The 22,309-nt window shown below is 69.9% G+C and carries 21 protein-coding genes and 1 rRNA gene; 1 reads left to right on the top strand and 21 read right to left on the bottom strand.

What is annotated here, in order from left to right; genetic code table 11:
- Positions 1 to 67: 67 nt before the first annotated feature.
- From R2K23_RS10630 to R2K23_RS10590, 9 genes are all read right to left on the bottom strand, one after another.
- The gene (locus R2K23_RS10630; protein WP_316516514.1) at positions 68 to 1,066 is read right to left on the bottom strand and encodes a sulfite exporter TauE/SafE family protein; all 999 of its coding nucleotides are present in this window, start codon (positions 1,064 to 1,066) and stop codon (positions 68 to 70) included.
- Between the two features lie 218 nt (positions 1,067 to 1,284).
- Positions 1,285 to 2,067: a sulfite exporter TauE/SafE family protein gene (locus R2K23_RS10625; protein ID WP_316516512.1), complete on the bottom strand. Its 783-nt coding sequence runs from the start codon at positions 2,065 to 2,067 to the stop codon at positions 1,285 to 1,287.
- Between the two features lie 75 nt (positions 2,068 to 2,142).
- Entirely contained in the window at positions 2,143 to 3,546 is a 1,404-nt protein-coding gene (gene der, locus R2K23_RS10620; protein WP_316516510.1) for a ribosome biogenesis GTPase Der, read from the bottom strand.
- Entirely contained in the window at positions 3,543 to 4,232 is a 690-nt protein-coding gene (gene cmk, locus R2K23_RS10615) for a (d)CMP kinase (RefSeq protein ID WP_316516509.1), read from the bottom strand. The genes der and cmk overlap by 4 nt, the downstream gene beginning before the upstream one ends.
- On the bottom strand, positions 4,229 to 4,978 hold the full coding sequence (locus tag R2K23_RS10610; protein WP_316516508.1) for a pseudouridine synthase: 750 nt from the start codon (positions 4,976 to 4,978) through the stop codon (positions 4,229 to 4,231). The genes cmk and R2K23_RS10610 overlap by 4 nt, the downstream gene beginning before the upstream one ends.
- Before the next feature lies 1 nt (position 4,979).
- A complete protein-coding gene (gene scpB, locus R2K23_RS10605; protein WP_316516506.1) occupies positions 4,980 to 5,693 on the bottom strand; it encodes an SMC-Scp complex subunit ScpB in 714 nt (237 codons plus the stop codon).
- Positions 5,690 to 6,529, bottom strand: a complete 840-nt coding sequence (locus R2K23_RS10600; RefSeq protein ID WP_316516503.1) for a segregation/condensation protein A — start codon at positions 6,527 to 6,529, stop codon at positions 5,690 to 5,692. Before R2K23_RS10600 ends, scpB begins: the two co-directional genes overlap by 4 nt.
- Positions 6,526 to 7,389, bottom strand: coding sequence for a ParA family protein (locus R2K23_RS10595; RefSeq protein WP_316516502.1), 864 nt, complete (start codon positions 7,387 to 7,389; stop codon positions 6,526 to 6,528). Before R2K23_RS10595 ends, R2K23_RS10600 begins: the two co-directional genes overlap by 4 nt.
- A gap of 121 nt (positions 7,390 to 7,510) precedes the next feature.
- Positions 7,511 to 9,229, bottom strand: coding sequence for a thiamine pyrophosphate-binding protein (locus R2K23_RS10590; protein ID WP_316516501.1), 1,719 nt, complete (start codon positions 9,227 to 9,229; stop codon positions 7,511 to 7,513).
- Between the two features lie 436 nt (positions 9,230 to 9,665).
- Here R2K23_RS10590 and R2K23_RS10585 point away from each other — a divergent pair, with 436 nt between their 5' ends.
- Entirely contained in the window at positions 9,666 to 10,418 is a 753-nt protein-coding gene (locus tag R2K23_RS10585; protein ID WP_316516499.1) for an O-methyltransferase, read from the top strand.
- A 5-nt stretch (positions 10,419 to 10,423) separates the two neighbouring features.
- Here R2K23_RS10585 and xerD read toward each other — a convergent pair whose 3' ends face one another.
- The 12 genes from xerD to rrf all read right to left on the bottom strand — a co-directional run bounded on the left by xerD (position 10,424) and on the right by rrf (position 22,274).
- Positions 10,424 to 11,371: a site-specific tyrosine recombinase XerD gene (gene xerD, locus R2K23_RS10580; protein WP_316516497.1), complete on the bottom strand. Its 948-nt coding sequence runs from the start codon at positions 11,369 to 11,371 to the stop codon at positions 10,424 to 10,426.
- Positions 11,368 to 12,000, bottom strand: coding sequence for an NUDIX hydrolase (locus R2K23_RS10575; protein WP_316516496.1), 633 nt, complete (start codon positions 11,998 to 12,000; stop codon positions 11,368 to 11,370). The genes xerD and R2K23_RS10575 overlap by 4 nt, the downstream gene beginning before the upstream one ends.
- The gene (locus tag R2K23_RS10570) at positions 11,993 to 13,750 is read right to left on the bottom strand and encodes a CTP synthase (RefSeq protein WP_316516495.1); all 1,758 of its coding nucleotides are present in this window, start codon (positions 13,748 to 13,750) and stop codon (positions 11,993 to 11,995) included. Before R2K23_RS10570 ends, R2K23_RS10575 begins: the two co-directional genes overlap by 8 nt.
- 101 nt (positions 13,751 to 13,851) lie before the next feature.
- Positions 13,852 to 14,793 (bottom strand): copper transporter, encoded by a 942-nt coding sequence (locus R2K23_RS10565; protein ID WP_316516493.1) that lies wholly within the window; start codon positions 14,791 to 14,793, stop codon positions 13,852 to 13,854.
- A gap of 1 nt (position 14,794) precedes the next feature.
- Positions 14,795 to 15,979, bottom strand: coding sequence for a putative cytokinetic ring protein SteA (gene steA / locus R2K23_RS10560; RefSeq protein ID WP_316516491.1), 1,185 nt, complete (start codon positions 15,977 to 15,979; stop codon positions 14,795 to 14,797).
- A 249-nt stretch (positions 15,980 to 16,228) separates the two neighbouring features.
- On the bottom strand, positions 16,229 to 17,995 hold the full coding sequence (recN, locus tag R2K23_RS10555) for a DNA repair protein RecN (RefSeq protein ID WP_316516488.1): 1,767 nt from the start codon (positions 17,993 to 17,995) through the stop codon (positions 16,229 to 16,231).
- Between the two features lie 3 nt (positions 17,996 to 17,998).
- Positions 17,999 to 18,922: an NAD kinase gene (locus R2K23_RS10550; RefSeq protein WP_316516487.1), complete on the bottom strand. Its 924-nt coding sequence runs from the start codon at positions 18,920 to 18,922 to the stop codon at positions 17,999 to 18,001.
- Complete coding sequence (locus R2K23_RS10545) at positions 18,919 to 19,728, bottom strand: TlyA family RNA methyltransferase (RefSeq protein ID WP_316516485.1); 810 nt, start codon at positions 19,726 to 19,728, stop codon at positions 18,919 to 18,921. Before R2K23_RS10545 ends, R2K23_RS10550 begins: the two co-directional genes overlap by 4 nt.
- Before the next feature lie 7 nt (positions 19,729 to 19,735).
- The gene (locus tag R2K23_RS10540) at positions 19,736 to 19,921 is read right to left on the bottom strand and encodes a hypothetical protein (RefSeq protein WP_316516484.1); all 186 of its coding nucleotides are present in this window, start codon (positions 19,919 to 19,921) and stop codon (positions 19,736 to 19,738) included.
- Positions 19,922 to 19,934: 13 nt separating this feature from the next.
- On the bottom strand, positions 19,935 to 20,948 hold the full coding sequence (locus R2K23_RS10535) for an HAD-IIA family hydrolase (RefSeq protein ID WP_316516482.1): 1,014 nt from the start codon (positions 20,946 to 20,948) through the stop codon (positions 19,935 to 19,937).
- 1 nt (position 20,949) lies between these two features.
- Positions 20,950 to 21,801 carry a tetratricopeptide repeat protein gene (locus R2K23_RS10530; protein ID WP_316516481.1) on the bottom strand — a complete coding sequence of 284 codons (852 nt, stop codon included), beginning with the start codon at positions 21,799 to 21,801 and terminating at the stop codon, positions 20,950 to 20,952.
- Between the two features lie 359 nt (positions 21,802 to 22,160).
- Positions 22,161 to 22,274, bottom strand: a 5S ribosomal RNA gene (rrf, locus tag R2K23_RS10525).
- Positions 22,275 to 22,309 lie beyond the last annotated feature (35 nt).

Below are 22,309 nucleotides of genomic sequence, written 5' to 3'. Positions count from 1 at the left end.
CCGGCAGCGAGACGAAAGCCTACCGCAGAGGCCTCTGCAGCCCCAATCCGGTCCGGCCGCGTGCCGCCTATCGACCGGTTTTCCCCACCACCTGCTCGACGGGTTCGACGGATGCCTCGGCGTCGGCCTCGGCACCAGGGGCCGAAGCCAGATCCTCGACCTCGGCCTCGGACTCGACCGCCTCGAGTTCCTCGGGCACGAACTGCGGGGCCCGCGACGCGCGCACCGCGTAGGCCAGCAGGCCCAGCCACACGACGACGATGGTCGCGTAGACCGCCACCGACCACCCGCCGGTGATGCCGAAATACTTCAGCAGCTTCTGGCTGTTGCTCAGCACGATCACGCCGCCGACCGCGGTGCCCAGCAGCGCCGGGCTCACCTTGGTCACCAGCCACGCCGCCAGCGGCGCCGCGATCATGCCGCCGATGGCCAGGCCGGCCACGATGGGCAGGTTGTTGAGAAACTCCTCGCGCAGGCCGATCACGAACCCCAGCGACGCCGACACCGCGACCAGGAACTCCGAGGCGCTCACCGACCCGATCACGGTCCGGGGCGCCGTCTTGCCCTGCGACAGCAGGGTGCTCGTCGTCACCGGCCCCCAGCCACCGCCACCGGAGGCGTCGATGAACCCACCGAACAGGCCCAGCGGGGCCAGGAACTTCGCGGTGTGCGAGGTGTGGGTGTTCCGCAGCCCGGGCGGGCGGCCCAGCGAGAACCGCACCAGCACGTAGGCCCCGATGCACAGCAGGATGCCGGCCATCAGCGGCGCGGCGTCCTCGGTGGACAGCGACGACAACACGGTGGCGCCCAGGAAAGCGCCGATGGCCCCGGGCACACCGAGCTTGGCGACAATCGACCAGTCGATGTTCTTGAACCGCCAGTGCGACAGACCGGAGGCGAACGTCGTCCCCACCTCGGCCAGGTGGACCGCGGCGCTGGCCTGGGCGGCCGCCACCCCGCTCAACACCAGCAGCGTGGAGGCGGTGACTCCGAAGGCCATGCCCAGGGCGCCGTCGACGAGTTGCGCGCCGACACCGACGAGGGCGAAAAGTATGAGCGAACGCATAGGGTCCGGCTACTTTCAAAAGAACGGGTCACCGCAGAATGACCACAGGGACGAAGGGCTGCGCGTCAGGAACGCGGACAACACCATTCGTCGAAGGCCATCAGCCGACGCGATGGCCAGAAGGGCTCGAGTGCGGAGACGTCGGAAGGCGCCGGTGCGTGCAGCAACCGAACGGCCATCGGACTCCCTTTCTCAACTATCGAAACCCGCAGGACAGCCTACAGGGTCACCAAACGGTAGAGACCGATGAGTCCCACCACCACGATCACGATGCGCAGCGCCGTCGGCGAAAGCCGCCGCCCGTAGTGCCCGCCGAGGTAGCCGCCCACCAGCGAGCCGGCCGCAATGAGGCCCGCCGCGGCCCAGCTGATCCGGTCGAAGGCCACCACGGTGTAGGCCACCGCGGCGACGATGTTGACCAGCAGCGCCAGCAGGTTCTTGGCGGCGTTCATGCGTTGGATGTCCTCGGGCAGCAGCGCCCCCATGACCGCGATCAGCAGGATGCCCTGCGCCGCGGTGAAGTAGCCGCCGTAGACCCCGACGGCGAAGGTGCCGGCCACCAGCGCGGCCATCCTCGCCGGGGTGATCAGGTCCGCGTCGCGGCCGGCGGCTTCCGCACGCGTCCGGGCCCAGCCCTGGATCCGGGGCCCCACCACCACCAACACCAGCGCGAACACCAGCAGCGCGGGGACCACGGTGGCGAACACCGTCTCCGGTAGATGCAGCAGCAGGAAGGCGCCGAGTCCGGCCCCGATCAGCGACGCCGGGATCTGCCAGCGCAGCCAGCGGCGCTGCCCGCGCAGCTCGCGTCGGTACGCCCAGGTGCCGGAGATGCCACCGGCGACCAGGCCGACGGCGTTGGACATCGTGGCGGTCACCGGCGGAAAGCCGAGCGTCACCAACGTCGGGAAAGTGATCAGCGTGCCCGACCCCACCAGTGAATTGATCGCGCCGGCACCGACACCGGCCAGCGCGATCAGGATCATGTGGGTCACCGACACTCGGCAGACCCTACCGCGCACGGATTGGGCGTGATCGCACACGCTGACCGTGCGAGATCACGCCGAAATCGCGCCCTACTTGCGGCCGCGCTTCTCCCGCACCCGGACGTTGATGCGGATCGGGCTGCCCTCGAATCCGAACGTCTCGCGCAGTCGGCGCTCCAGGAACCGGCGATAGCCCGCCTCCAGGAACCCGGTGGTGAACAACACGAACGTCGGCGGGCGCGCGGTGGCCTGGGTGGCGAACAGGATCCGGGGCTGCTTGCCGCCGCGCACCGGCGGCGGGTGCGCGGCGATGATCTCCTTGAAGAAGGTGTTGAGCCGTCCGGTGGGCACCCGGGTGTCCCACGACTGCAGCGAGGTCTCCAGCGCGGGCACCAGCTTCTGCACCGCGCGGCCGGTCATCGCGGAGATGTTGACCCGCGGCGCCCACTGCAGCTGCGCCAGTTCGCGGTCGATCTCCTTGTCCAGCAGGTACCGCCGGTCCTCGTCGACCAGGTCCCACTTGTTGAACGCCAGCACCAGCGCCCGCCCGGCCTCGATCACCATCGACAGCACCCGCTGGTCCTGCTCGCTGATCGGCACCGACGCGTCGATCAGCACGATCACCACCTCGGCGGCGTCGATGGCGCCGTGCGTGCGCACCGACGCGTAGAACTCGTGGCCGCTGGCCTGCCCGACCTTGCGGCGCAGCCCGGCGGTGTCCACGAAACGCCATGTCTTGCCGCCCAATTCGATCAGCGAGTCCACCGGGTCCACGGTGGTGCCCGCGACGTCGTGGACCACCGAACGCTGACCGCCTGCCAGCCGGTTCAGCAGCGAGCTCTTGCCCACGTTGGGCTTGCCCACCAGCGCCACCCGCCGCGGCCCGCCGGTCTTGGGGCCCACCTCGGAGACCGCCGGCAGCTTCTCGACGACGGTGTCGAGCAGATCGGCGACCCCGCGCCCGTGCATGGCGCTGATCGGGTGCGGCTCACCGAGACCCAGCGACCACAGCGCCGCGGCCTCGGGCTCCTGCTTCTCACCGTCAACCTTGTTGGCGGCCAGGAACACCGGCTTGCCGGAGCGACGCAGCTTGCGCGCGGCGGCCTCGTCCCCGGACGTCGCGCCGACGACGGCATCGACCACCAGGATGATCGCGTCCGCGGTCTGCATCGCCACCGTCGCCTGCTCGGCAACCAGCTGCTGCAGGCCCTTCGCGTCGGGTTCCCAGCCGCCGGTGTCCTGCACCACGATCCGGCGCCCGGCCCACAGCGCGTCGTAGGACACCCGGTCGCGGGTCACGCCCGGCAGGTCCTGCACGACGGCTTCCCGGCGGCCCAAAATACGGTTCACCAGCGTGGACTTGCCGACGTTGGGGCGGCCCACCACCGCGATCACGGGCGGCGGCGCGGTGAACTCCTCGAGATCCGAGGCGTACTCGGATTCGTCTATCTCCCAGTCGCTTTCGTCCGACCAGGTGCCGTCCTCGGAGGTCATCGAACCGCCTCTTTGCATCGTTGCGCCAGACCACGCAGATGGGCTATCACTTCGGCCTGGGTCATCTCGCCGGTGTCGACCACCACGGCGTCTTCGGCGGCCCGCAGCGGCGAGGTCGCCCGGTTGGAGTCCAGGTGGTCGCGGCGGCGCACGTCGGCCAGTACGCCCTCGTAGTCGTCGCCGAGTCCGCCGCTGATGTTCTGGTCGTTGCGGCGCTGCGCCCGGATCTCCGCCGAGGCGGTCAGGAAGATCTTCAGATCCGCATCCGGTAACACCACCGTGCCGATGTCGCGCCCCTCCACCACGACGGCACCTGGCCGGTTCGCCAGCTGCCGCTGCAGTTCGACCAGGCGCTCGCGCACCTCGGGCACCGCCGAGACCGCCGAGACCGCCTTGGTCACCGCATCGCCGCGGATCTCCGCCGAGACGTCCTCGTCGGCCAGATAGGCGCGCACGTCGTCGGGGTCGTCGCCGACGGTGATCGGTGTCGCGACGGCGGCCACCGCGGCCGGGTCCCCCACATCGACGCCGGCCCGCAGCACCGCCAGCGTCACCAGCCGGTACATGGCCCCGGTGTCCAGGTAGCGCGCGCCCAGCTCGTTGGCCAAACCCCGTGACACCGTCGACTTTCCGGTTCCGGCCGGGCCGTCGATGGCGATCACCAGCGTGTCACTGCCCGCGCTCACAGGCCCACCGCCTTGTAGAGCTCCCCGATCTCCTTGCGGTTCAACGCCCGGATGCTGCCGGGCCGCTGCTCCCCCAGTGACACCGAGCCGATGTCGGTGCGCACCAACGCTTCCACCGGGTAGCCGACGGCGGCCATCAGGCGGCGGACAATGTGCTTGCGGCCCTCGTGCAGGGTGACGCTGACCATGGAGCGGCCCGGGATGGTGTCCACCATCGCGAATGCGTCCACCTTCACCGGGCCGTCGTCGAGTTCGATGCCGGCGCGCAGTTTCTTGCCGAGCCCCTTGGGCACCGCGCCGGTGACCGTCGCCAGGTACGTCTTGGGCACCTCGTACGACGGGTGCATCAGCCGGTGCGCCAACTCGCCGTCGTTGGTCAGCAGGATCAGGCCTTCCGTCTCGGCGTCGAGGCGCCCGACGTGAAACAGCTTCTTGTTGCCGCGGACTCGGTGCTCGACCAGGTCGCCGATGCAGGGCCGGCCCCGATCGTCGGACATCGTCGAATGCATGCCGACCGGCTTGTTCAGCGCCAGGTGCACCAGTTCGTCGTCGACGAGCACCCGCGCGCCGTCCACCCGGATCACCGAGGCGTCCGGGTCCACGCGGGTGCCCAACTCGGTGACAATGCGACCGTCCACCTCGACGCGGCCGTCACGGATCATCCGTTCGGCCACCCGTCGGGATGCAATTCCGGCCTGCGACAACACTTTTTGCAGTCGCACGCCCTCAGCAGACTCTTGCGACATCTCAGTCCTCATCCATGTCGAGCGCGGGTGGTTCTTCCGTCGGTCCACCCGCATTGAGTTTCATGAACCGCGGTTCGCTGTCCAAGGTTTCGGACAGATCGTCGATCACGTCGACGTCGGGCAGCAGTGGCGCGATGTCGGGCAGGTCGGCCAGCGAGGTCAGCCCCAGCCGCTCGAGGAACAACTCGGTGGTCGCGAAGCTCGCCGCGCCGCTGTCGGGGTCGGTGCCGGCCTCGGTGATCAATCCGCGGGCCAGCAGGGTGCGCATCACCGCGTCGACGTTGACGCCGCGCACGGCGCTGACCCGGGCGCGCGTCACCGGCTGCCGGTAGGCGACCACGGCCAACGTCTCCAGGGCGGCGCGGGTCAGCTTGGTGCGCGAGCCGTCCAGCAGCAGGCGTTCGACGTACGGCGCAAACCGCGACCGGGTGTACAACCGCCAGCCGCCACCGGCCTCGCGCAGGTCCATGCCGCTGTCACGGTCGGTGAGTTCGGCCGCCAGCTGCGGCAGCCGGGCCGCGATCCGGTCGGCGGACTGTCCGGTCGCGGACGCCAACCCCTCGGCGCTGATCGGGGTGTCGACCACCAGCAACAGGGCCTCCAAAACCCGCGTGAGTTCGTCGTCGTCCAGTTCGGGGTCGGTGGCCACCTCGGCTGTGGGGTCGACGTCGGGCTCGGCAGACGCCGCTGGATCCAGGGCATCCGGTTCAGTCATTCTTGATCTTCCACCAGCTCATCGCGCAATTGTTGGTCCGTGAGACGGTCTCCGGTCCACGCAACCTGGAGCACACCAAGCGGTTCTAACTGCTCGAATGCTACCGCCCGGGATCGGTACAGCTCGAGCAGCGCCAGGAAGCGCCCGACGATCTGGATCGGGATCTCACAGTCGGCGACCAGTTCGGTGAACGACGCCCACTGCCCCACCCCGCGATCCTCGAGCATCCGCAGCAGCTGCTGGGCCTGCTCGGGCACCGACACCTTCGGGTGGTGCAGATGGTCGAGGCCCACGGTGGGCACCGGGCGCGGGGTCAACGCGCTGGCGGCGATCTCCGCGAACGCCTGGGCGTCCACCCCGATCATCACCTCGGGCAGCAGGTCGGCGAAGCGGTCCTCCAGCGACACCGCCCGCGGGTAGCTGCGCAGCGCCGCGGCCTCCAACTCGGCGAACATCAGCGCGACGTGCTTGAACGCGCGGTACTGCAGCAACCTGGCGAACAGCAGGTCCCGGACCTCGAGCAGCGCCAGGTCGTCCTCGTCGTCGACCTGGCCGGCCGGGAGCAGACGGGCCGCCTTCAAGTCCAACAGCGTGGCGGCAACCACCAGGAACGTGGTGGTCTCCTCGAGGCCCAGCTGGGCGCCGATCTCCTTGGTGTAGGCGATGAATTCGTCGGTGACCTGGTGCAACGCCACCTCGGTGACGTCGAGGCGGTGCGCGAAGATCAGCTGCAGCAACAGGTCGAACGGACCCTCGAAATTGCTCAGTCGGACCTGAAATCCGGTGGCGGGCTGCTCGGCCTGGTCGGCTCCGTTGGGCGTCTGGGTGCTGGTCACGTGCCGAACCGGTGGATGACCTCGGCGGCCAACGCTCGGTACGCTTCGGCGCCGGAGGACTTGGGCGCCCAGGTGGTGATCGGCTCACCGGCCACGCTGGTCTCCGGGAACCGAACGGTCCGGGTGATCACGGTGTCGAACACCAGGTCCCCGAAGCGTTCCACGACGCGCGCCATCACCTCGCGGGCGTTGACGGTCCGGCTGTCATATCGCGTGATCAGGATTCCGCTGATGGACAGGCGCGGGTTGAGCCGATCCCGCACCTTGTCCACGGTGTCGGTCAGCAGCGCCAGGCCGCGCAGCGAGAAATACTCGCATTCGGTCGGGATGATGACGCCGTCGGCGCAGGCCAGCCCGTTGACGGTCAGCAGTCCCAGCGACGGCTGGCAGTCGATGAGCACGTAGTCATAGCGGTCCAGCACCGGGTGCAGGGCGCGCGCCAGCGACTGCTCGCGGCCGACCTCGTTGACCAACTGGATCTCCGCGGCGGACAGGTCGATGTTGCTGGGCACCAGGTCCATGCCGCTGACTCGGGTCTTGATCAGCACCTGCTCCACCGACACCCGGGGCTCGATGAGCATGTTGTGCACGGTGTGCTCGAGCTCGTAGTGCGGCACGCCCAGTCCCGCCGACAGTGCGCCCTGCGGGTCGAGGTCCACCAGCAGCACCCGGCGGCCGCATTCGGCGAGCGCCGCACCGAGGTTGATCGTCGAGGTGGTCTTGCCCACCCCGCCCTTCTGGTTGCACATCGCGATGACCGTGGCCGGACCGTGGGAGGTCACCGGCTGGGGCGTGGGAATCGCTCGCGGGGGCCGGCCCGTGAGACCGAGCTCACCGGCGCGGTCGGCGTCGTCGGTCACGCTCCCTCACCCCGGTTGCTAGGTCGTGTGGCGGACATTGCAGGGAAGTCTAACGTGCAGGACGGCCTGCGAAGGGCGACCCGCGGGCAACGCGTCGCGGGCGGCGTGCCGAGCGCGGCGCTCAGGCGCTGGCGGGGACGGCCAGGTAGTCCTCTCCCGCAGGGGCCGCGGCATCGCCGACCGGCGACGCGACGGCCTCGAGAAACGGTGCGAACGGCGGAATTTCGTCCGCCGAACATTCGACGCTGATCACCGAGGGCCCCGGGGCCTCGAGCGCCTCGGCCAACGCGGACGGCAGGGCGCCGATGTCGGTGACGTCCACCGACCGCAACCCGGGGAACATCGCCGCCAGGCCGGCGCCGAGATGACTGGGCCGGAACCTGTTGTAGCTGTGGAGATCCCCGTAGTAGAGCCGCTCTCGCGTCGCCGACATGGCGTGCGCGTTGTTGTTGAACAACACGACCGTCACCGGCAGCTGATGCTCGATTGCGGTGTGCAGTTCCATGCCGTGGGTGTAGAACGCGCCGTCGCCGGCGATGACGACGGTACGTCGCCGCCGCGCGATCGCCATGCCGATCCCCGCCCCGAAGCTGTAGCCCATGGCACCCATGCCCAGCGCCACCAGGAACCGCCCGCCGCGCCGGGCGGGCAGGTAGTGCAGCGCCGCGGTACCGGCGTTGCCGGCATCGACGACGACGTCGACGTTCGCGGGCAGCGCCGCATCCAGGGCTTTCATCGCCTGCCGGTAGCCCACCCCGGCCCCGTCGACACGTGGCGGGGTCAACTCGGTGGGCGGCGTGGGCTCCGGAATCCGCAGTCCGCGGGGGCGGCCGCGCCCGGACAGCTTCCGGGTGAGTTCGGCCAGCGAGGCCTGCAGATCGTCGGTGTGTACGTGGGTGCAGGGCAGATGCGGCGGCGCCGACCCGATCGAGAACGTCCGTGTGTTGCGCAGCGCCGCATCGAGCCCGGTACGCGCCGTCAGCGGCAGGCGGGTGCCCACCAGCAGGCACACCGCGCTGTCGGCGACGGCGTCGGCGACCGCGGGATGTCCCATCGCCCCGGTGATCCCGAGCGCCCCGGTGAACTCCGGCGTGACGTCCTTTGCCTCGGGCACGCAGGCCACCCGGGCAGACAGCGTCGCGCGTAGGCTCTCCAACTCGGCCCGGGCACCGTCGCGGGCGACCTGTTCGCCGGCGACGATGGCCACCGTCCCGCGCGCGGAGCGCAGCGCCCGCGTCAGCGGGTGGACATCACCGAGCCGGGGCCGTCGCGCCCACGTGCGGGCCCGGTCCCGCTGCGGAGCGGCCAAATCCAACTGCGCCTGCTGAATATCCTTGGGTAGCAACAGTACTGCCGGTCCCCCGGCACAGGCCGCGATGATCGCCCGGGGTAGTGCGGTGCGGATGTGCTCCGGGGTGGTCACCCGTTCGCAGAACACCGACACCGCCCGGAACAGCGCCTGTGCGTTCAGCGATCCGTTGCGTCCACTGGTGTCGCCGGCGGCCCCGAATCCGTCGAGGCGGCTGGGCGGTTGCCCCACGAGGGCGAGCACGGGGACCCGGCTGGCCAGCGACTCGCCCAGACTGGGGATGAGGTTGAGTGCCGCGCCACCGGAGGCCATCACCACACCCAGACCGGCACCCGCGCGGCTGTAGCCGTCTGCCATTGCCGCGGCGGCGAATTCATGCTTGGCGAGGACGGCGGTGATGTCCTCGCGGAAGTGTGCCGCGTCGAAGAGGTCTTCGACGTTCTCCCCGTCCACCCCGAAGACGTGGGTCACGCCGCCGGCGGCCAGATGAGCCAGGATGTGGTCGGCGACCCGAACGATTGCTGGCGTCATCGAAATCCCCCTCACAGGAGGGCCCCGCGCCGCGCCCCGGCGGCTCCCCCAGCCGCTCGGACCCCCCTCGCGTGCCACACATTACAACCGCGACACGGCTAAAACATCGGGTATCGAGACCCGACTCCGGCAGTACTTGCAGACTCAAGGAGTCGTGGGCGGACCCGCTGCCGCAGACTGCCATCTACCTGCATTTTTGCCAATTGCACCGCCCTCGGGGCAGAGCCTGTCAGAGCGGATTACCCGACCCGGGCCACGACCGAAATCTTGGCATGTCAGTTTCGGCAAATCCGAACGCGAGCGGCGATTTTGCGGATCCGTCAATCGCGCCCGCCCCGCGCAGCCCGGAGCGGGAACCCGACCGCACCGCCGCCAAAGGCGTTGCTGCACGCGCAGCCCTTCCGCCTACGTCCTTCGGCCGATATCGTCGTCGGCAATGAGCTGGCAACGCCGACTTCCCTTCCTTCGCTGGTCCTTCTGGCGCATGGCGATGGGCGTGCGCAACATTCCCAGGACCGGCCAGGTCGGCGACGGGCGCGAGGACGCCGCCGCCGACTACGTAGTGGCGCACGCGCGCGCCGGTGACCCCGAGGACGTCCTGGCCACCATCGACCGCTTCGCCTACACCAAGTCGTTTCTGATCAACATCGGTGAGGAGAAGGGCGCGCTGCTCGACGCCGCGGTCCGCCGGGCCGACCCCGCACTAGCGCTCGAGTTGGGCACCTACGTCGGGTACGGGGCGCTGCGGATCGCCTGCGCGGCGCCGCGAGCGCGGGTGTACTCGGTGGAACTGTCGGCCGACAACGCCGCGGCAGCCAGACGGATCTGGGCACACGCCGGCGTCGCCGACCGGGTGACCTGCGTGGTCGGCACGCTCGGCGACGGCGGGCACACGCTGGACGCGCTGGCCGCCCTGCCCGAGTTCGGCCCCGGCGCCCTCGACCTACTGTTCATCGACCACGCCAAGGATGCCTACCTGCCCGACCTGCAGAGCATCCTGGAGCGCGGCTGGCTGCATCCCGGTGCGATCGTCGTTGCCGACAACGTCAAGATCCCGGGCGCCCCGGAGTACCGGGCCTACATGACCGAGCAGCAGGGGCGGCGCTGGCGCACGGTGGAGCATCCGACGCACGCCGAATACCAGAACGTGCTGCGCGACCTGGTGCTCGAGTCCGAATTCCTGGGCTGACGCCGTTAACGGGCGCGCGGATGCGCCCCGGCCCACACCTCACGCAGCGCGTGCACGGTGACCATGGTGTAGATCTGCGTGGTGGTCACCGAGGCGTGCCCCAGCAGTTCCTGCACGACGCGGACGTCGGCACCGCCGTCGAGGAGGTGGGTGGCGAACGAGTGTCGAAGTGTGTGCGGGGACACCGCGGTGGTGATCCCGGCCCGCTCCGCGCTGTCCTGCAGTACCTGCCACGCGCTCTGCCGAGACAACCGCCCGCCGCGCGCATTCAGAAAGATCGCCGGGGTGCCGCGGCCGCGGCGAGCCAGGTCGGGGCGGCCGCGCACCAGGAACGCGTCCAGCGCGGCCACGGCCGGCCGCCCCACCGGCACCAGCCGCTGCTTGCCGCCTTTGCCGCGCAGCAGCACCGAGCGGGCCTGCGTGTCGACGTCGTCGAGATCCAGGCCGACCGCCTCGGAAATCCGGGCGCCGGTGGAGTAGAGCAGCTCCAGTAGGGCCCGGTTGCGCAGCGTCAGCGGCCCGTCGGTCTCGCTGTCCCCGCCCGCGCCTTCGAGCAGCGCCAGCACCTCGTCGAGGGTCAACGCCTTGGGCAGCCGCCGGGACGCGGACGGCGGCTTGACCGACCGCGCCACGTCGGTCTCGGTGATGCCCTCGGCGGTGGCGAATCGGTGCAGTCCCCGGACGGCGATCAACGCGCGGGTGGCCGACACCGCCGACAGCGCCGGCACGCCGGCGTCGGGGTCGCCGAGGCGCAGGGCTACCAGGAACTCGCTGACGTCGGTCTCGGTCACCGCGGCCAAGTCCTCGATACCGCGCGACTGCAGATGTTGGTGATAGCGCCGCAGGTCGCGCCGGTAGGAACTCAGGGTGTTCGCCGCGACGCCACGCTCGATGGTCAGGTGGTCCAGATACCCCTGCAGCTGACCGTCCAGCGCGGTTTGGAACGTCGTCACCGCCCGGCCGCCGATCGCTGCCGCTGCGCGAAGCGCCAGGGCCGATCCGGCCAGTCCGCGGTGACCGGGCGGGTCTGGGCGTGCCCGTTGCGCACCGCGTGGGCGGCCAGAATGCCCGCGACGGCAAGCGCATTGACGATGTCGCCGGAGAACACCCGCGCGACCGCCTCCGCCAGGGGGACGCGCGTCACCGTCATGTCGGCTTCCTCATGGGTGGCCTCGGGACGTTGCACTTCGGTCAGGCCGGTCACCAGGTAGATGCGCACGCTTTCGTCGCTGAACCCGGGCGCGGAGTCGACGTCGACCAGCACCGCCCACTCGGCGGCCGTCAGGCCCGCCTCCTCGGCGAGTTCGCGCGCGGCGGTCGACTGCGGCGGCTCGCCGTACTCGTCGAGCAGTCCGGCGGGCAGTTCCCACAGCCGTCGGCCCAGCGCGTGGCGGTATTGGTGGACGAGCACGACGTTGTCCTGGTCATCGAGCGCGACGACGGCCACCGCGCCGTAGTGTTCGATGACCTCGCGTCGGGCCACCGTGCCGCCGGGCATCGACACCTCGTCAGCGCGCAGGGCGAAGATCTTTCCAGTGAACAGGGTTTCGCTGGAAACGGTGTCGAACCCGTGGTCACCCACGGGATGCGGACTCTGGGATCAACGGGTCGGCGTCCTCGTGCTCGGCTCCGTTGGCTCGGTGCTCCGGTAGTTCGACGGGAAGCCGTTCGGCCGCCTTGTAATCCATGGCCGCCCCGACGAACGCGGCGAACAGCGGGTGCGGACGGGTGGGCCGGCTCTTCAGCTCCGGGTGGGCCTGGGTGCCCACCAGGAACGGGTGCACGTCGCGGGGGTACTCGACGAACTCGACCAGCTTGCCGTCCGGCGAGGTGCCGGAGAACAGCAGGCCGCTCTCGGCGATCTTGTCCCGATAGGAGTTGTTGACCTCGTAGCGATGCCGGTGCCGTTCGGAGACCTCCACGCTGCCGTAGGCCTCGGCCACGATCGAATTCTCTTGCAGCACAGCGGGGTACGCGCCCAGCCGCATGGTTCCGCCGAGGTCGGCCTCACCGGCGACAATCTCCTCCTGACCGGCCATCGTCGCGATGACGGGATCCGGGGTGTCGGGTTCGAACTCCGCCGAGCTGGCCTCGGTCAGACCCACCGACCGGGCCGCCTCGATGACGATGCACTGCAGCCCCAAACACAGCCCGAACAGCGGCAGGCCGCGGTGCCGGGCATAGCGGATGGCACCGATCTTGCCTTCGATACCGCGGATTCCGAACCCGCCGGGGATCAGCACCCCGTGCACGTCGTCGAGGGCGGCCGCGGCGCCCGCATCGGTCTCGCAGTCGTCGGAGGCCACCCACCTGATCTCCACCCGGGTCCGGTGCTTGAAGCCGCCCGCACGCAACGCCTCGGCCACCGACAGGTAGGCGTCGGAGAGGTCGATGTACTTGCCCACCAACGCAATTCGCACCGTCTCGTGCGGTTCGTGCACCCGTTCGAGCAGGTCGTTCCACTGCGTCCACTCCACATCGCGGAACGGCAGGTTCAGCCGGCGCACCACGTAGGCGTCGAGCTCCTCACGGTGCAGCACCTTGGGGATGTCGTAGATCGACGGCGCGTCCGGGGTGGAGATCACCCCGTCGATGTCGACGTCACACATCAGGGCGATCTTGTTCTTCAGACCCTCGGGCACGTCCCGGTCGCAGCGCAGGATCAGCGCATCCGGCGTGATGCCGATGCTGCGCAGCGCCGCCACCGAATGCTGGGTGGGCTTGGTCTTCAGCTCGCCGGAGGGCTTCAGGAACGGCACCAGCGAGACGTGCAGGAAGAAGCAGTTCTCCCGGCCCACCTCGTGCCGCACCTGGCGCGCGGCCTCGAGGAACGGCAGCGACTCGATATCGCCTACCGTGCCGCCGATTTCGGTGATCACCACGTCGGGGCGGTTGCCGTCGGCGTCCGGATCGGCCATCTCCAGGATCCGGTTCTTGATCTCGTCGGTGATGTGCGGGATCACCTGCACGGTGTCACCGAGATACTCGCCGCGGCGCTCCTTGGCGATCACCGTCGAGTACACCTGACCGGTGGTGACGTTCGCCGAGCCCGACAGATTTCGGTCGAGGAACCGCTCGTAGTGCCCGACATCGAGGTCGGTCTCGGCGCCGTCCTCGGTCACGAACACCTCGCCGTGTTGGAACGGGTTCATGGTGCCGGGGTCGACGTTGAGGTACGGGTCGAGCTTCTGCATCGTCACCTGCAGTCCCCGCGCGGTGAGAAGCTGCCCCAGGCTACTGGCGGTCAACCCCTTACCGAGTGAAGACGCGACACCACCGCTGACGAAGAGGTGCTTGGTCGTGGTGTTTGGATGCCTGCGTAGCGATGGCAAGTGCAACCTCCGTGGTGCTGGAGCAGGGCGAGCTGGGCCTGCTGACCCACGGAAGTTCACCTTAACACCGACCCGGGGAAGTCGTTGCTGACGCGCCGAGGTTACTGACGGACGGTCAGGGCCGTGGCGCCCTGCCCCACGCCGTACTGACCCGGCTTGCCGCCGTTGATCAGGTCCTGCAGCCCGAGCACGGCGGTGATACGGCCGGACTCGGAGTCGATGTCGTCGACCGAACTGACCGCGGCCGTCAGACCGCTGTCGGAGCGCAGCACCGCCACCGCTCCGGTGCCCGTCGCCGAGCCGTGCCGGCCGGCCAGCACCGTCCCCGACCCGTGCGGCGCCATCGCGGCGGCGAACCGGGCCACCGTGGCCCCCTGATTGCCGGCGTCGTCGCCGAGCGGCCCGCCGGTGACGATCACCGCGGTGTCCGCGGCGCCCACGTTGTCCCCGGCATAGTTCACGAAGCCGGTGTCGCGCAGTGCGGCCAGCACGGTCTGTCGCTGCAGGTCGTCGACCCGCGGGGCCTTGGGATCGCGGTTGATCAGCATCGCGATGCCCAGCAGGTCGCCGGCCTGCGATCCCTGATCGACCAGCGTGGTGCTCAGTTGGGTGCCCGCCGGCAGAATGGGCGAGTTCACCACCGTCTTGAGCTTCTCGGCGGAGTTGGCGTCGACGAATTCCTGGGTGAGCTCGATGCCGCCGGTAACCGCGCCGCCGGCCTGCTCGACGACCCGCTGCACGGCGTCGAGGTCGTGCTCGTTGGCGTCGGGGGTGTGGAACAGCACCACCGACTTGCCGGCCAGGGCGTCCCGCACGATCCGGGGCGCCACCTGGGTGTCGAAGTCGTTGGCGGCGCGCAGCCGTTCGTTGAGCGCGTTCTTGTCGTCGGTCAGCGCGTTGATCTGCCCCTGCAGGTCGCGTTTTTCCGCACGCAGCCCCGACAGCAACGTGTCCGAGAGCAGACCCGAGCCCAGCACCACCCCGACCGCCAAGGCCAGGAACACGGCCGCCAGCGAGATAGCGTGGGAGCGAAGCGATATCACGCTAGGTCACCCAGCCCTGCACCCACAGCGTGAACTGGTTCCAGTACTGCGTGAGCCATTCGAGCACCACAGTGTCCGTCCGCGACACCCACAGCGCGACGATGACGGCGATCAGCATCGCCAGCACCAGCATGGCCACCGAGCCGCCGGAGATCCGGCTGCGGTACAGGGTGGCGACGGCCTTGGCGTCCACCAACTTCTCCCCCACCTTGAGCCGGGTCAGGAAGGTCGACGGGTTGCTCTGCTGCCGGGTGCGGTCGAAGAACTCCTCGATGCTCGCGGTGTGACCGGCAGTGACGATCAGCGCGGCACCGTGATGGTCGGCCAGCAGCAGCGCCAGGTCCGCCGCCGAGCCCGCCGCCGGGAACGTCATGGCACCCACGCCGAGGTCCTGAATGCGTTCCAGGCCGGGCGCGTGTCCGTCGGCGTCGGCCGGAATGACCACCTGCGCACCGGATTTGAGCACATCGGCGCTCATCTGTTCGGGGTCGCCGACAATCAACTGCGGCCGGTAGCCGGCCTTGCGCAGCAGATCGGCACCGGTGCCGACGCCGATGAGCACCGGCTGGTACTCCTTGATGAACGGCTTGAGGCCCTTGAGGTCGTCGGCCGCGTTGGGCTCCTCGGCGACCACGACGACGTGCCGCCGGCGCAGGTCCACATCGATGTCCGGGATCCCGATGCCGTCGATCAGCAACGGGCTCTCACTGCGGATGAACTCGATGGTGTTGCCGGCGAAGGCCTCCAGGTGACTGACCAACCCGCTCTTGGCCTCGTGCATCTTCTCGACGATCTCTTCGTCGGTCCGCTCGACGCCGAGGATCAGGCGGCGATCACCGGAGTACACGCCGCCGTTGTGCAGGCGGATACGGGCGCCGTCCTTGACCTTCTTGAACACCTCCGGACCGGTCTCGTCGATGAGCGCGATGCCGTTGGTCACCAGCACCTCCGGCCCGAGGTTGGGATAGCGACCGGAGATCGACGGGGAGGCGTTGACCACCCCGGCGATGTTGGCTTCGATCAGCGCGTCGGCGGTGACCCGGTCCAGGTCCAGCACGTCGAGCACGACGATGTCCCCGGGCTCCACTCTGCGCAGCAGGCGGTCGATGTCGCGGTCCACCCGCGCCGTGCCCACCACACCGGGTCGAGAATTGCTGTTGCGAGAGAGAAGCGCTGCCATCCTCATGACAGCCGATTCTGTAGGGGAAACGCGATCGGGCCGGGGAGGCGCGCCGTAACTTGCGCCTCAGAAGTCACATTGCGTCACATCTGCAACAGAAACGAGAGCTTGGGCTGATATGTCCGGCGGGCCTCTCCGACCTCGGCAGTTCTGTTGTCCACCCAGGAACACCGCACGCCGCCGAAAGTGTTCCTACGTGGACAACCGAATCGGCCGACAACCGGTCCGGGGTCTCCTCGAAGGCCCACCGCCCGATCAGGACGACGGCGCCCGATCCTGCTGCGCGGCCTCCAGCAGCTCGCGGGCATGCGCCCGACCGGTGTCGGACTCCCCCAACCCGGCCAGCATCCGCGCCAACTCCGCCACCCGCTCGTCGTCGTCGAGTCGTCGGACCCGGCTGGAGCCGTCCCGCGCCAGCGCATCCACCACCAGGTGGGTGTCGGCATAGGCGGCCACCTGCGGCAAGTGCGTGACGACGATGACCTGGTGGGTGCGGGCCAACCGCGCCAACCGCCGGCCGATCTGCACCGCGGCCCGTCCGCCGACGCCGGCGTCCACCTCGTCGAACACCATCGTGGTGCCCTCCGCCGAGGCGGCCAGAACCACTTCCAGCGCCAGCATGACGCGGGAGAGTTCACCGCCGGACGCGCTCTTGGTCAGCGGCAGCACGGTACTGCCCCGATGGGCGGTGAAGCCGAACTCGACCGCGTCCACCCCGGCCGATCCGGCGTGCACCGTCGCACCGGAGCTCAGCGTCAACGGCGCCGAGTCCTCGGGCCCGACGAGCATCGGTGTCACGTCGATGGTGAACTCCGCCTGCGCCATCGCCAACCCGGCCAACTCCGTGGTCACGGCCTTGGCCAGCCGTTTGGCGGCCTTGGTGCGGGTGCGGGTCAGCTCGGCGGCCACGTCGGCCAGCCGCGCGGCGCTCTCGTCGACGCGCTGCTGCAGACCCGCCAACGCCTCCTCGGAGACGTCGAGTTGCGCCAGCCGATCGCGCGCCTGACCGGCCCACGCCAACACGCCGTCGATGTCGGGGGCGTACTTGCGGGTCAGCGTCCGCAGTTCGGCCTGCCGCGCCAGCTTGGTCTCCAGCGTGCTCGCATCGGTGGGGAGTTCGCCCAGATAGCCGCCCACCTCGCGGGCCACGTCCTCGACGACCGTCAGCGCATCGGTCAGCTGCCCGCCCAGTGCTTGCAGGACCGCGTCGTCGGTGGCCTCGAGCGCGGCCTTGGCCTGGGCGACCAGCTGGGCCGCCGAGGCCGAGGGCTCCGCCCCGTCGGCCTCGTCGCCGCCGGCCAGCGACAGCCGCGCAGCCGTGGCCGACTCCCGCAGCGCGTCGAGCTCGGACAGCCGCTTGATGTCCGCCACCAGCGCGTCGTCCTCGCCCGGGCTCGGGTCGATCCCGTCGATCTCCTCGAGCGCGAAGAGCAGTCGGTCGGATTCCTGGGCCAATTCGCGCGCGCTGTTGGTCCGCTCGGCCAGATCGCGGCGGGCCTGCAACCATTCCTCGCGCAGCTTCCGGTAGCGCCGCAGCGCATCGGTGACGTCGGCGAACCGGTCCAGCGCGGCCCGTTGCTCGTCGGAACGCATCAGCCGCAGCTGGTCGTTCTGTCCGTGCAGCGTCAGCAGTTGCGCGGTGAAGGTACTCAGCGACTTCGCCGGCACGCTGCGCCCACCCAGGTAGGCCCGCGACGGCCCCTCGCGGCTGACCGATCGCAGCGCGATCACGCTGCCGTCCTCGTCGCGCTCGGCCCCCGAGGCGTCGAGGATCTCGTCGACCTGGGCGGCCAGGTCGGCGCCGATGTCGGTGGTGCTGAAACGCCCCTCCACGACGGCGCGGGCGGCCCCGGAGCGCACCCGGTTGGCGTCCGCGCGGGCGCCACCGAGCAGGTGCAGCCCCGTCACCACCATCGTTTTGCCGGTGCCGGTCTCGCCGGTGAGCACCGTCAGGCCACGGTCGAACTCCGCGTCGGCGGCCTTGATGGCGCCCAGCGATTCGATTCGGATCTCGGAGAGCACGGGCTACTTCCCACGCCAGCCGGTGACGGGCAGGCGGAACTTGCGCACCAGCCGGTCGGTGAACGGAGCGCTGTCGAGCCGAATCCACTTGACCGGTTTGGCCGATCGGGTCACCTCGAGGCGGCTACCGGTGGGCAGCGGCATCTCACGCCGGCCGTCGCAGAACACCAGCGCGTCGTGCCCGTCGCGCTCGAGTTCCACCGCGATGGTGGCCTCCGGGCTGGTGACCATCGGCCGCGCAAACAGGGCGTGGGCGTTGTTGGGCACCACCAGGATTGCCTCCAGATCCGGCCAGAGCACCGGCCCGCCGGCCGAGAAGGCGTAGGCCGTCGATCCCGTGGGCGTCGACACCAGCACGCCGTCGCAACCGAACTCCGACACCGGGCGCCCGTCCACCTCGACCACCACACCGAGCACCCCCAGCCGGGGGCGCTTCTCCAGACTGGCCTCGTTGAGCGCCCAACCGCGGTTGACCACCTCACCCCCGACGGTCACCACGATGTCCAGCGTCATCCTCGTCTCGACCCGGTAGCCGCGGTTGATGACGTGGTCGAGCACGGTGTCGATCGCGTCGGCCTCCGCCTCGGCGAGAAACCCGATCCGCCCGAGGTTGACGCCCAGCACCGGGATGTCGGCGTTGCGCGCCAACTCGGCGGCCCGCAGGAAGGTCCCGTCGCCGCCGAGCACCATCACCAATTCGCAGCCCTTGGCGGCGTTCTCGTCGGCGTCGACGACGTCGATCTCCACGCCGCGGGCCCGCATGTCCTCGGGCGCCAGCCGCAGCGTGCCGCGATCGACGGCCTCGGCCGAAAGCACGCGTAGCGCAATGCCGTTGTCGCCCAGCACCTTTTCCACATGGCGCGCCACGGCGGTGGCGTTCTCGCGACCGGTGTGCACGACCAACAGGACAGTACGTTGAGAGGTCATTGCGGCCCTTCATCGACCGACCGCGCGATGGCGGCTTCCAGCTGCTGATCGTGCAACGCGCGCTCGGGATCGGAGCGCAGCCACAGAAAGTACTCCACGTTGCCGGACGGACCCGGCAACGGGCTGGCCGTCGCCGCCATGGTGTACCAGCGCAGGTCTGCGGCCCGGCGCGCCACCGACAGCACCGCACTGGTGCGCAGGGCGGGGTCTTGGACCACACCCCCGGCCCCCACCTGCCCCTTGCCGACCTCGAACTGTGGCTTCACCATGGGAACGATATCGGCGGACTCGGCGGCACATGCGGCGAGTGCGGGTAACACCGTGGCCAGCGAGATGAAGGACAGATCCGCGACGACGAGATCCACCTGGCCGCCGATCGTTTCCGGGGTCAGCTCGCGCACATTGGTCCGTTCGACGACGACGACGCGCTCGTCGGAGCGCAGCGGCCAGGCCAGCTGCCCGTACCCGACGTCGACGGCGACCACCTCGCGGGCGCCGCGGTCCAGCAGCACCTCGGTGAACCCGCCGGTGGACGCGCCGGCGTCCAGGCACCGACGGCCGCCGACGTCGATACCGAAGACGTCGAGGGCGCCGATCAGCTTGTGGGCCCCGCGCGAGACCCAGCTGCGCTCCCCGACGTCGGCGACCTTGAGCGTGGTCTCGGCGGTGACTGCGGTGGCCGGCTTGGAGGCGGGCATCCCGTCGATGCTGACCCGTCCGGCGCCGATCAGCTCGGCGGCCTGTTGACGGGACCGCGCCAGTCCCCGCCGGACCAGCTCGGCGTCCACTCGCATACGCCGCGCCACGGTGCGTTCAGCCCTTCTCCACCGATTCCAGGGCCCGGACCAACACGTCGTGGGCCTCCTCGAGGCGCCGCGCGATCTCGTCGATGTCCAGTTCGCCGCCCTGGTCCATGGTCTGCCCATCGTCAGGGGTGGTCGGCAGCGAGGCGAGCAGTTCATCGATCTGCGCGCGGATCTGGTTCGGGTCGGTAGCCATTTCGGCCCCCACGCTAGTCGATGGCCGGGTCCAACAACGCCCAGCGCCGCAGCGCGGCCTCCGCGGTGTCGTCGCCGGCCCGGATGCTGACCCGGTCGAGTCCGGACTCCCAGACGGCCCGGGCGGTCGCGCGGACGATGCCCAGCCCGTCGGCGCTGTCGTCGTGCCCGGCCGTGTGGACCGTCACGACGCCGTCGTCGTGGTTGATCCGCCAGGCCGGCTGGGCGCGCACCGACAAGTGGTCGGCCGCGGCGTGCAACCCGGCCAGGGTCTCGGCGATGAAGGTGGGCCGCTCGGCGGGGATGGCGTGCACGGCCTCCCGCGCGGTGCTGACGCCGGTGAGCACCATCAGGCTGGGCAGCCCGGCCGCGTTCGCACCCGCGATGTCGGTGTCGAGCCGGTCACCTACCACCAGCGGGGTGTCAAACTGCCCACGGGACAACGCATCCGCCATCAACGTCGGGGCGGGCTTGCCGGCCACCTGCGGGTCGGCATCGGTGGCCGTGCGCAACGCCGCCACCATGGATCCGTTGCCCGGCAGCAGGCCGCGTTCCGACGGCAGCGTCTTGTCGACGTTGGCGGCCACCCACAACGCCCCGGCCCGGATGGCCAGCGCGGCTTCGGCCAGCACCGCCCAGCCGGTGTCCACCGAATGTCCCTGGACGACGGCCACCGGGTCGTCGGCGAAGTTGCGCACCGGCACCAGGCCCACCGTGCGGATCTCGTCGGCGAGCGCCTCGGTGCCGACCACCAGCACGTGGGCTCCGGCGGGCAGCTGCTGGGCCAGCAGACCCGCTGCGCTCTGCGCGCTGGTGACCACGTCTTCGCCGGCCGCATCGAAGCCCAGTTCACGCAGATGCTCGGCGACCTCGGCGGCGCTGCGCGAGGCGTTGTTGGTGACGAACAGCTGCCGCGCCGTGGCAGTGGCCAGTGCTTCGAGGGAGTCTTCGGTGGGAGCGTGGCCGCGGAACACCGTGCCGTCGAGGTCGAGCAGCAGGCAGTCGTGAAGTTGTGCGAGCGTCGTCACGTCAGGCCAGCTCGCTGACCCGCTCTTCGGCGTCGGTGACGCCGTCGATGTCGGCCCGGCCGGAATTCAGGAACCATTGCAGCGCTTCGTCCTTGCGCCCCAGCGCCAGCAGCGCCTCGGCGTAGGCGTAGAACAGCCGGGCGGCGGTCTGGCCCGTGCGGGACGGGTCCGGGGCCGGTGAGGCAAGCACGGCCAACGCCTGCTCGAGCTGCCCCAGATCGGCGCGAGCGCCGGCCGCGACGATGCGCAACTCGTCGGCGTCGTCGCCCTCCAGTGCGGCCGCCTCAGGGCTGCGGGCCAATTCGATGGCGCGCTCGGGGCGGCCCACTCCTCGTTCGCAGTCCGCGATCAGCGGCAGCAGCGCGGACTTGCTGCCCATTCGGCGGGCCGCGCGGAGTTCGGCCAGCGCCTGGGCCCAGTCCCCACACCGGTAGGCCGCGATGCCGACGGCCTCCCGGATCGCCGCGATGCGGCCCGACCGCGTCCGGGCCGCCTGCGCGTGCGCCAGGGCCGCCTCGGGGTCCTCGTCGATCAGCTCACCGGCCGCCACCAGGTGCCGCGCGATGGTGTCGGCCGTGGTCTTGTCCAGCGTGGTCAACTCCCGGCGAACTTCGGGCGCAAGCTGTTTGGCGTCGATGTCGGGTGGTATCGCCGGCCCGCGGGGCTTCTCGCCCGCGTCGGCCTCCCCGCGCGCAGGGCCGGCGCCGGTCTGAGGTTGCGCACGACGCGCACGATTGGGACCCGAGCGGGCGGGCGCCTGCCGACGCGGCCCACCACGCTGGTCGCGCCGCGGGCCGCCGCCGCGAGCACCGCCCGCCGGGCGCTGCTCGCCGCCCTGCCTGTTGTCAGCCACTGGGAACCTTTCGCTACGAAGTATTGATTCAGGATACGACCCGCGCGGGTCCGGCAACGATTCGCCAATCGGAATCGGGAAACACGGGATTGTCGTCACGCCCTCGGAACGGCCCGATCAATCGACAATTTCGCCATTTGCGGCAATTGCTCCAGGCGCCGAAGGGCCGAATGGGATTGACACTCACTCGAAATCAACCTCGAAGCCGCGCAAATATCGGGGATGAAATGCCGCGTTGAAAGCGGGCGCAATCGTGACGCCGCCAGCGGCCATTCTATTTGCCAGAACAGGCGTATTGATAATGGTTGTGGAAATAGAAACGCCCCCCACCTGGTGGTGGGGGGTGTTTCTATGTGTGTGTTCGGCGGTGTCCTACTTTTCCACCCGGGTTGGGTAGTATCATCGGCGCTGACAGGCTTAGCTTCCGGGTTCGGGATGGGACCGGGCGTTTCCCTGTCGCTATGTCCGCCGTAACTCTATTTTCTTGTGTGGTGCCGGCCCAGTGTGG

The sequence above is a fragment of the Mycolicibacterium sp. MU0050 genome (assembly GCF_963378085.1).
Classification (GTDB): domain Bacteria; phylum Actinomycetota; class Actinomycetes; order Mycobacteriales; family Mycobacteriaceae; genus Mycobacterium; species Mycobacterium wendilense.
The sequence above is the reverse complement of the archived record's forward strand: the minus strand, read 5'-3'. Positions and strand labels throughout refer to the sequence as shown.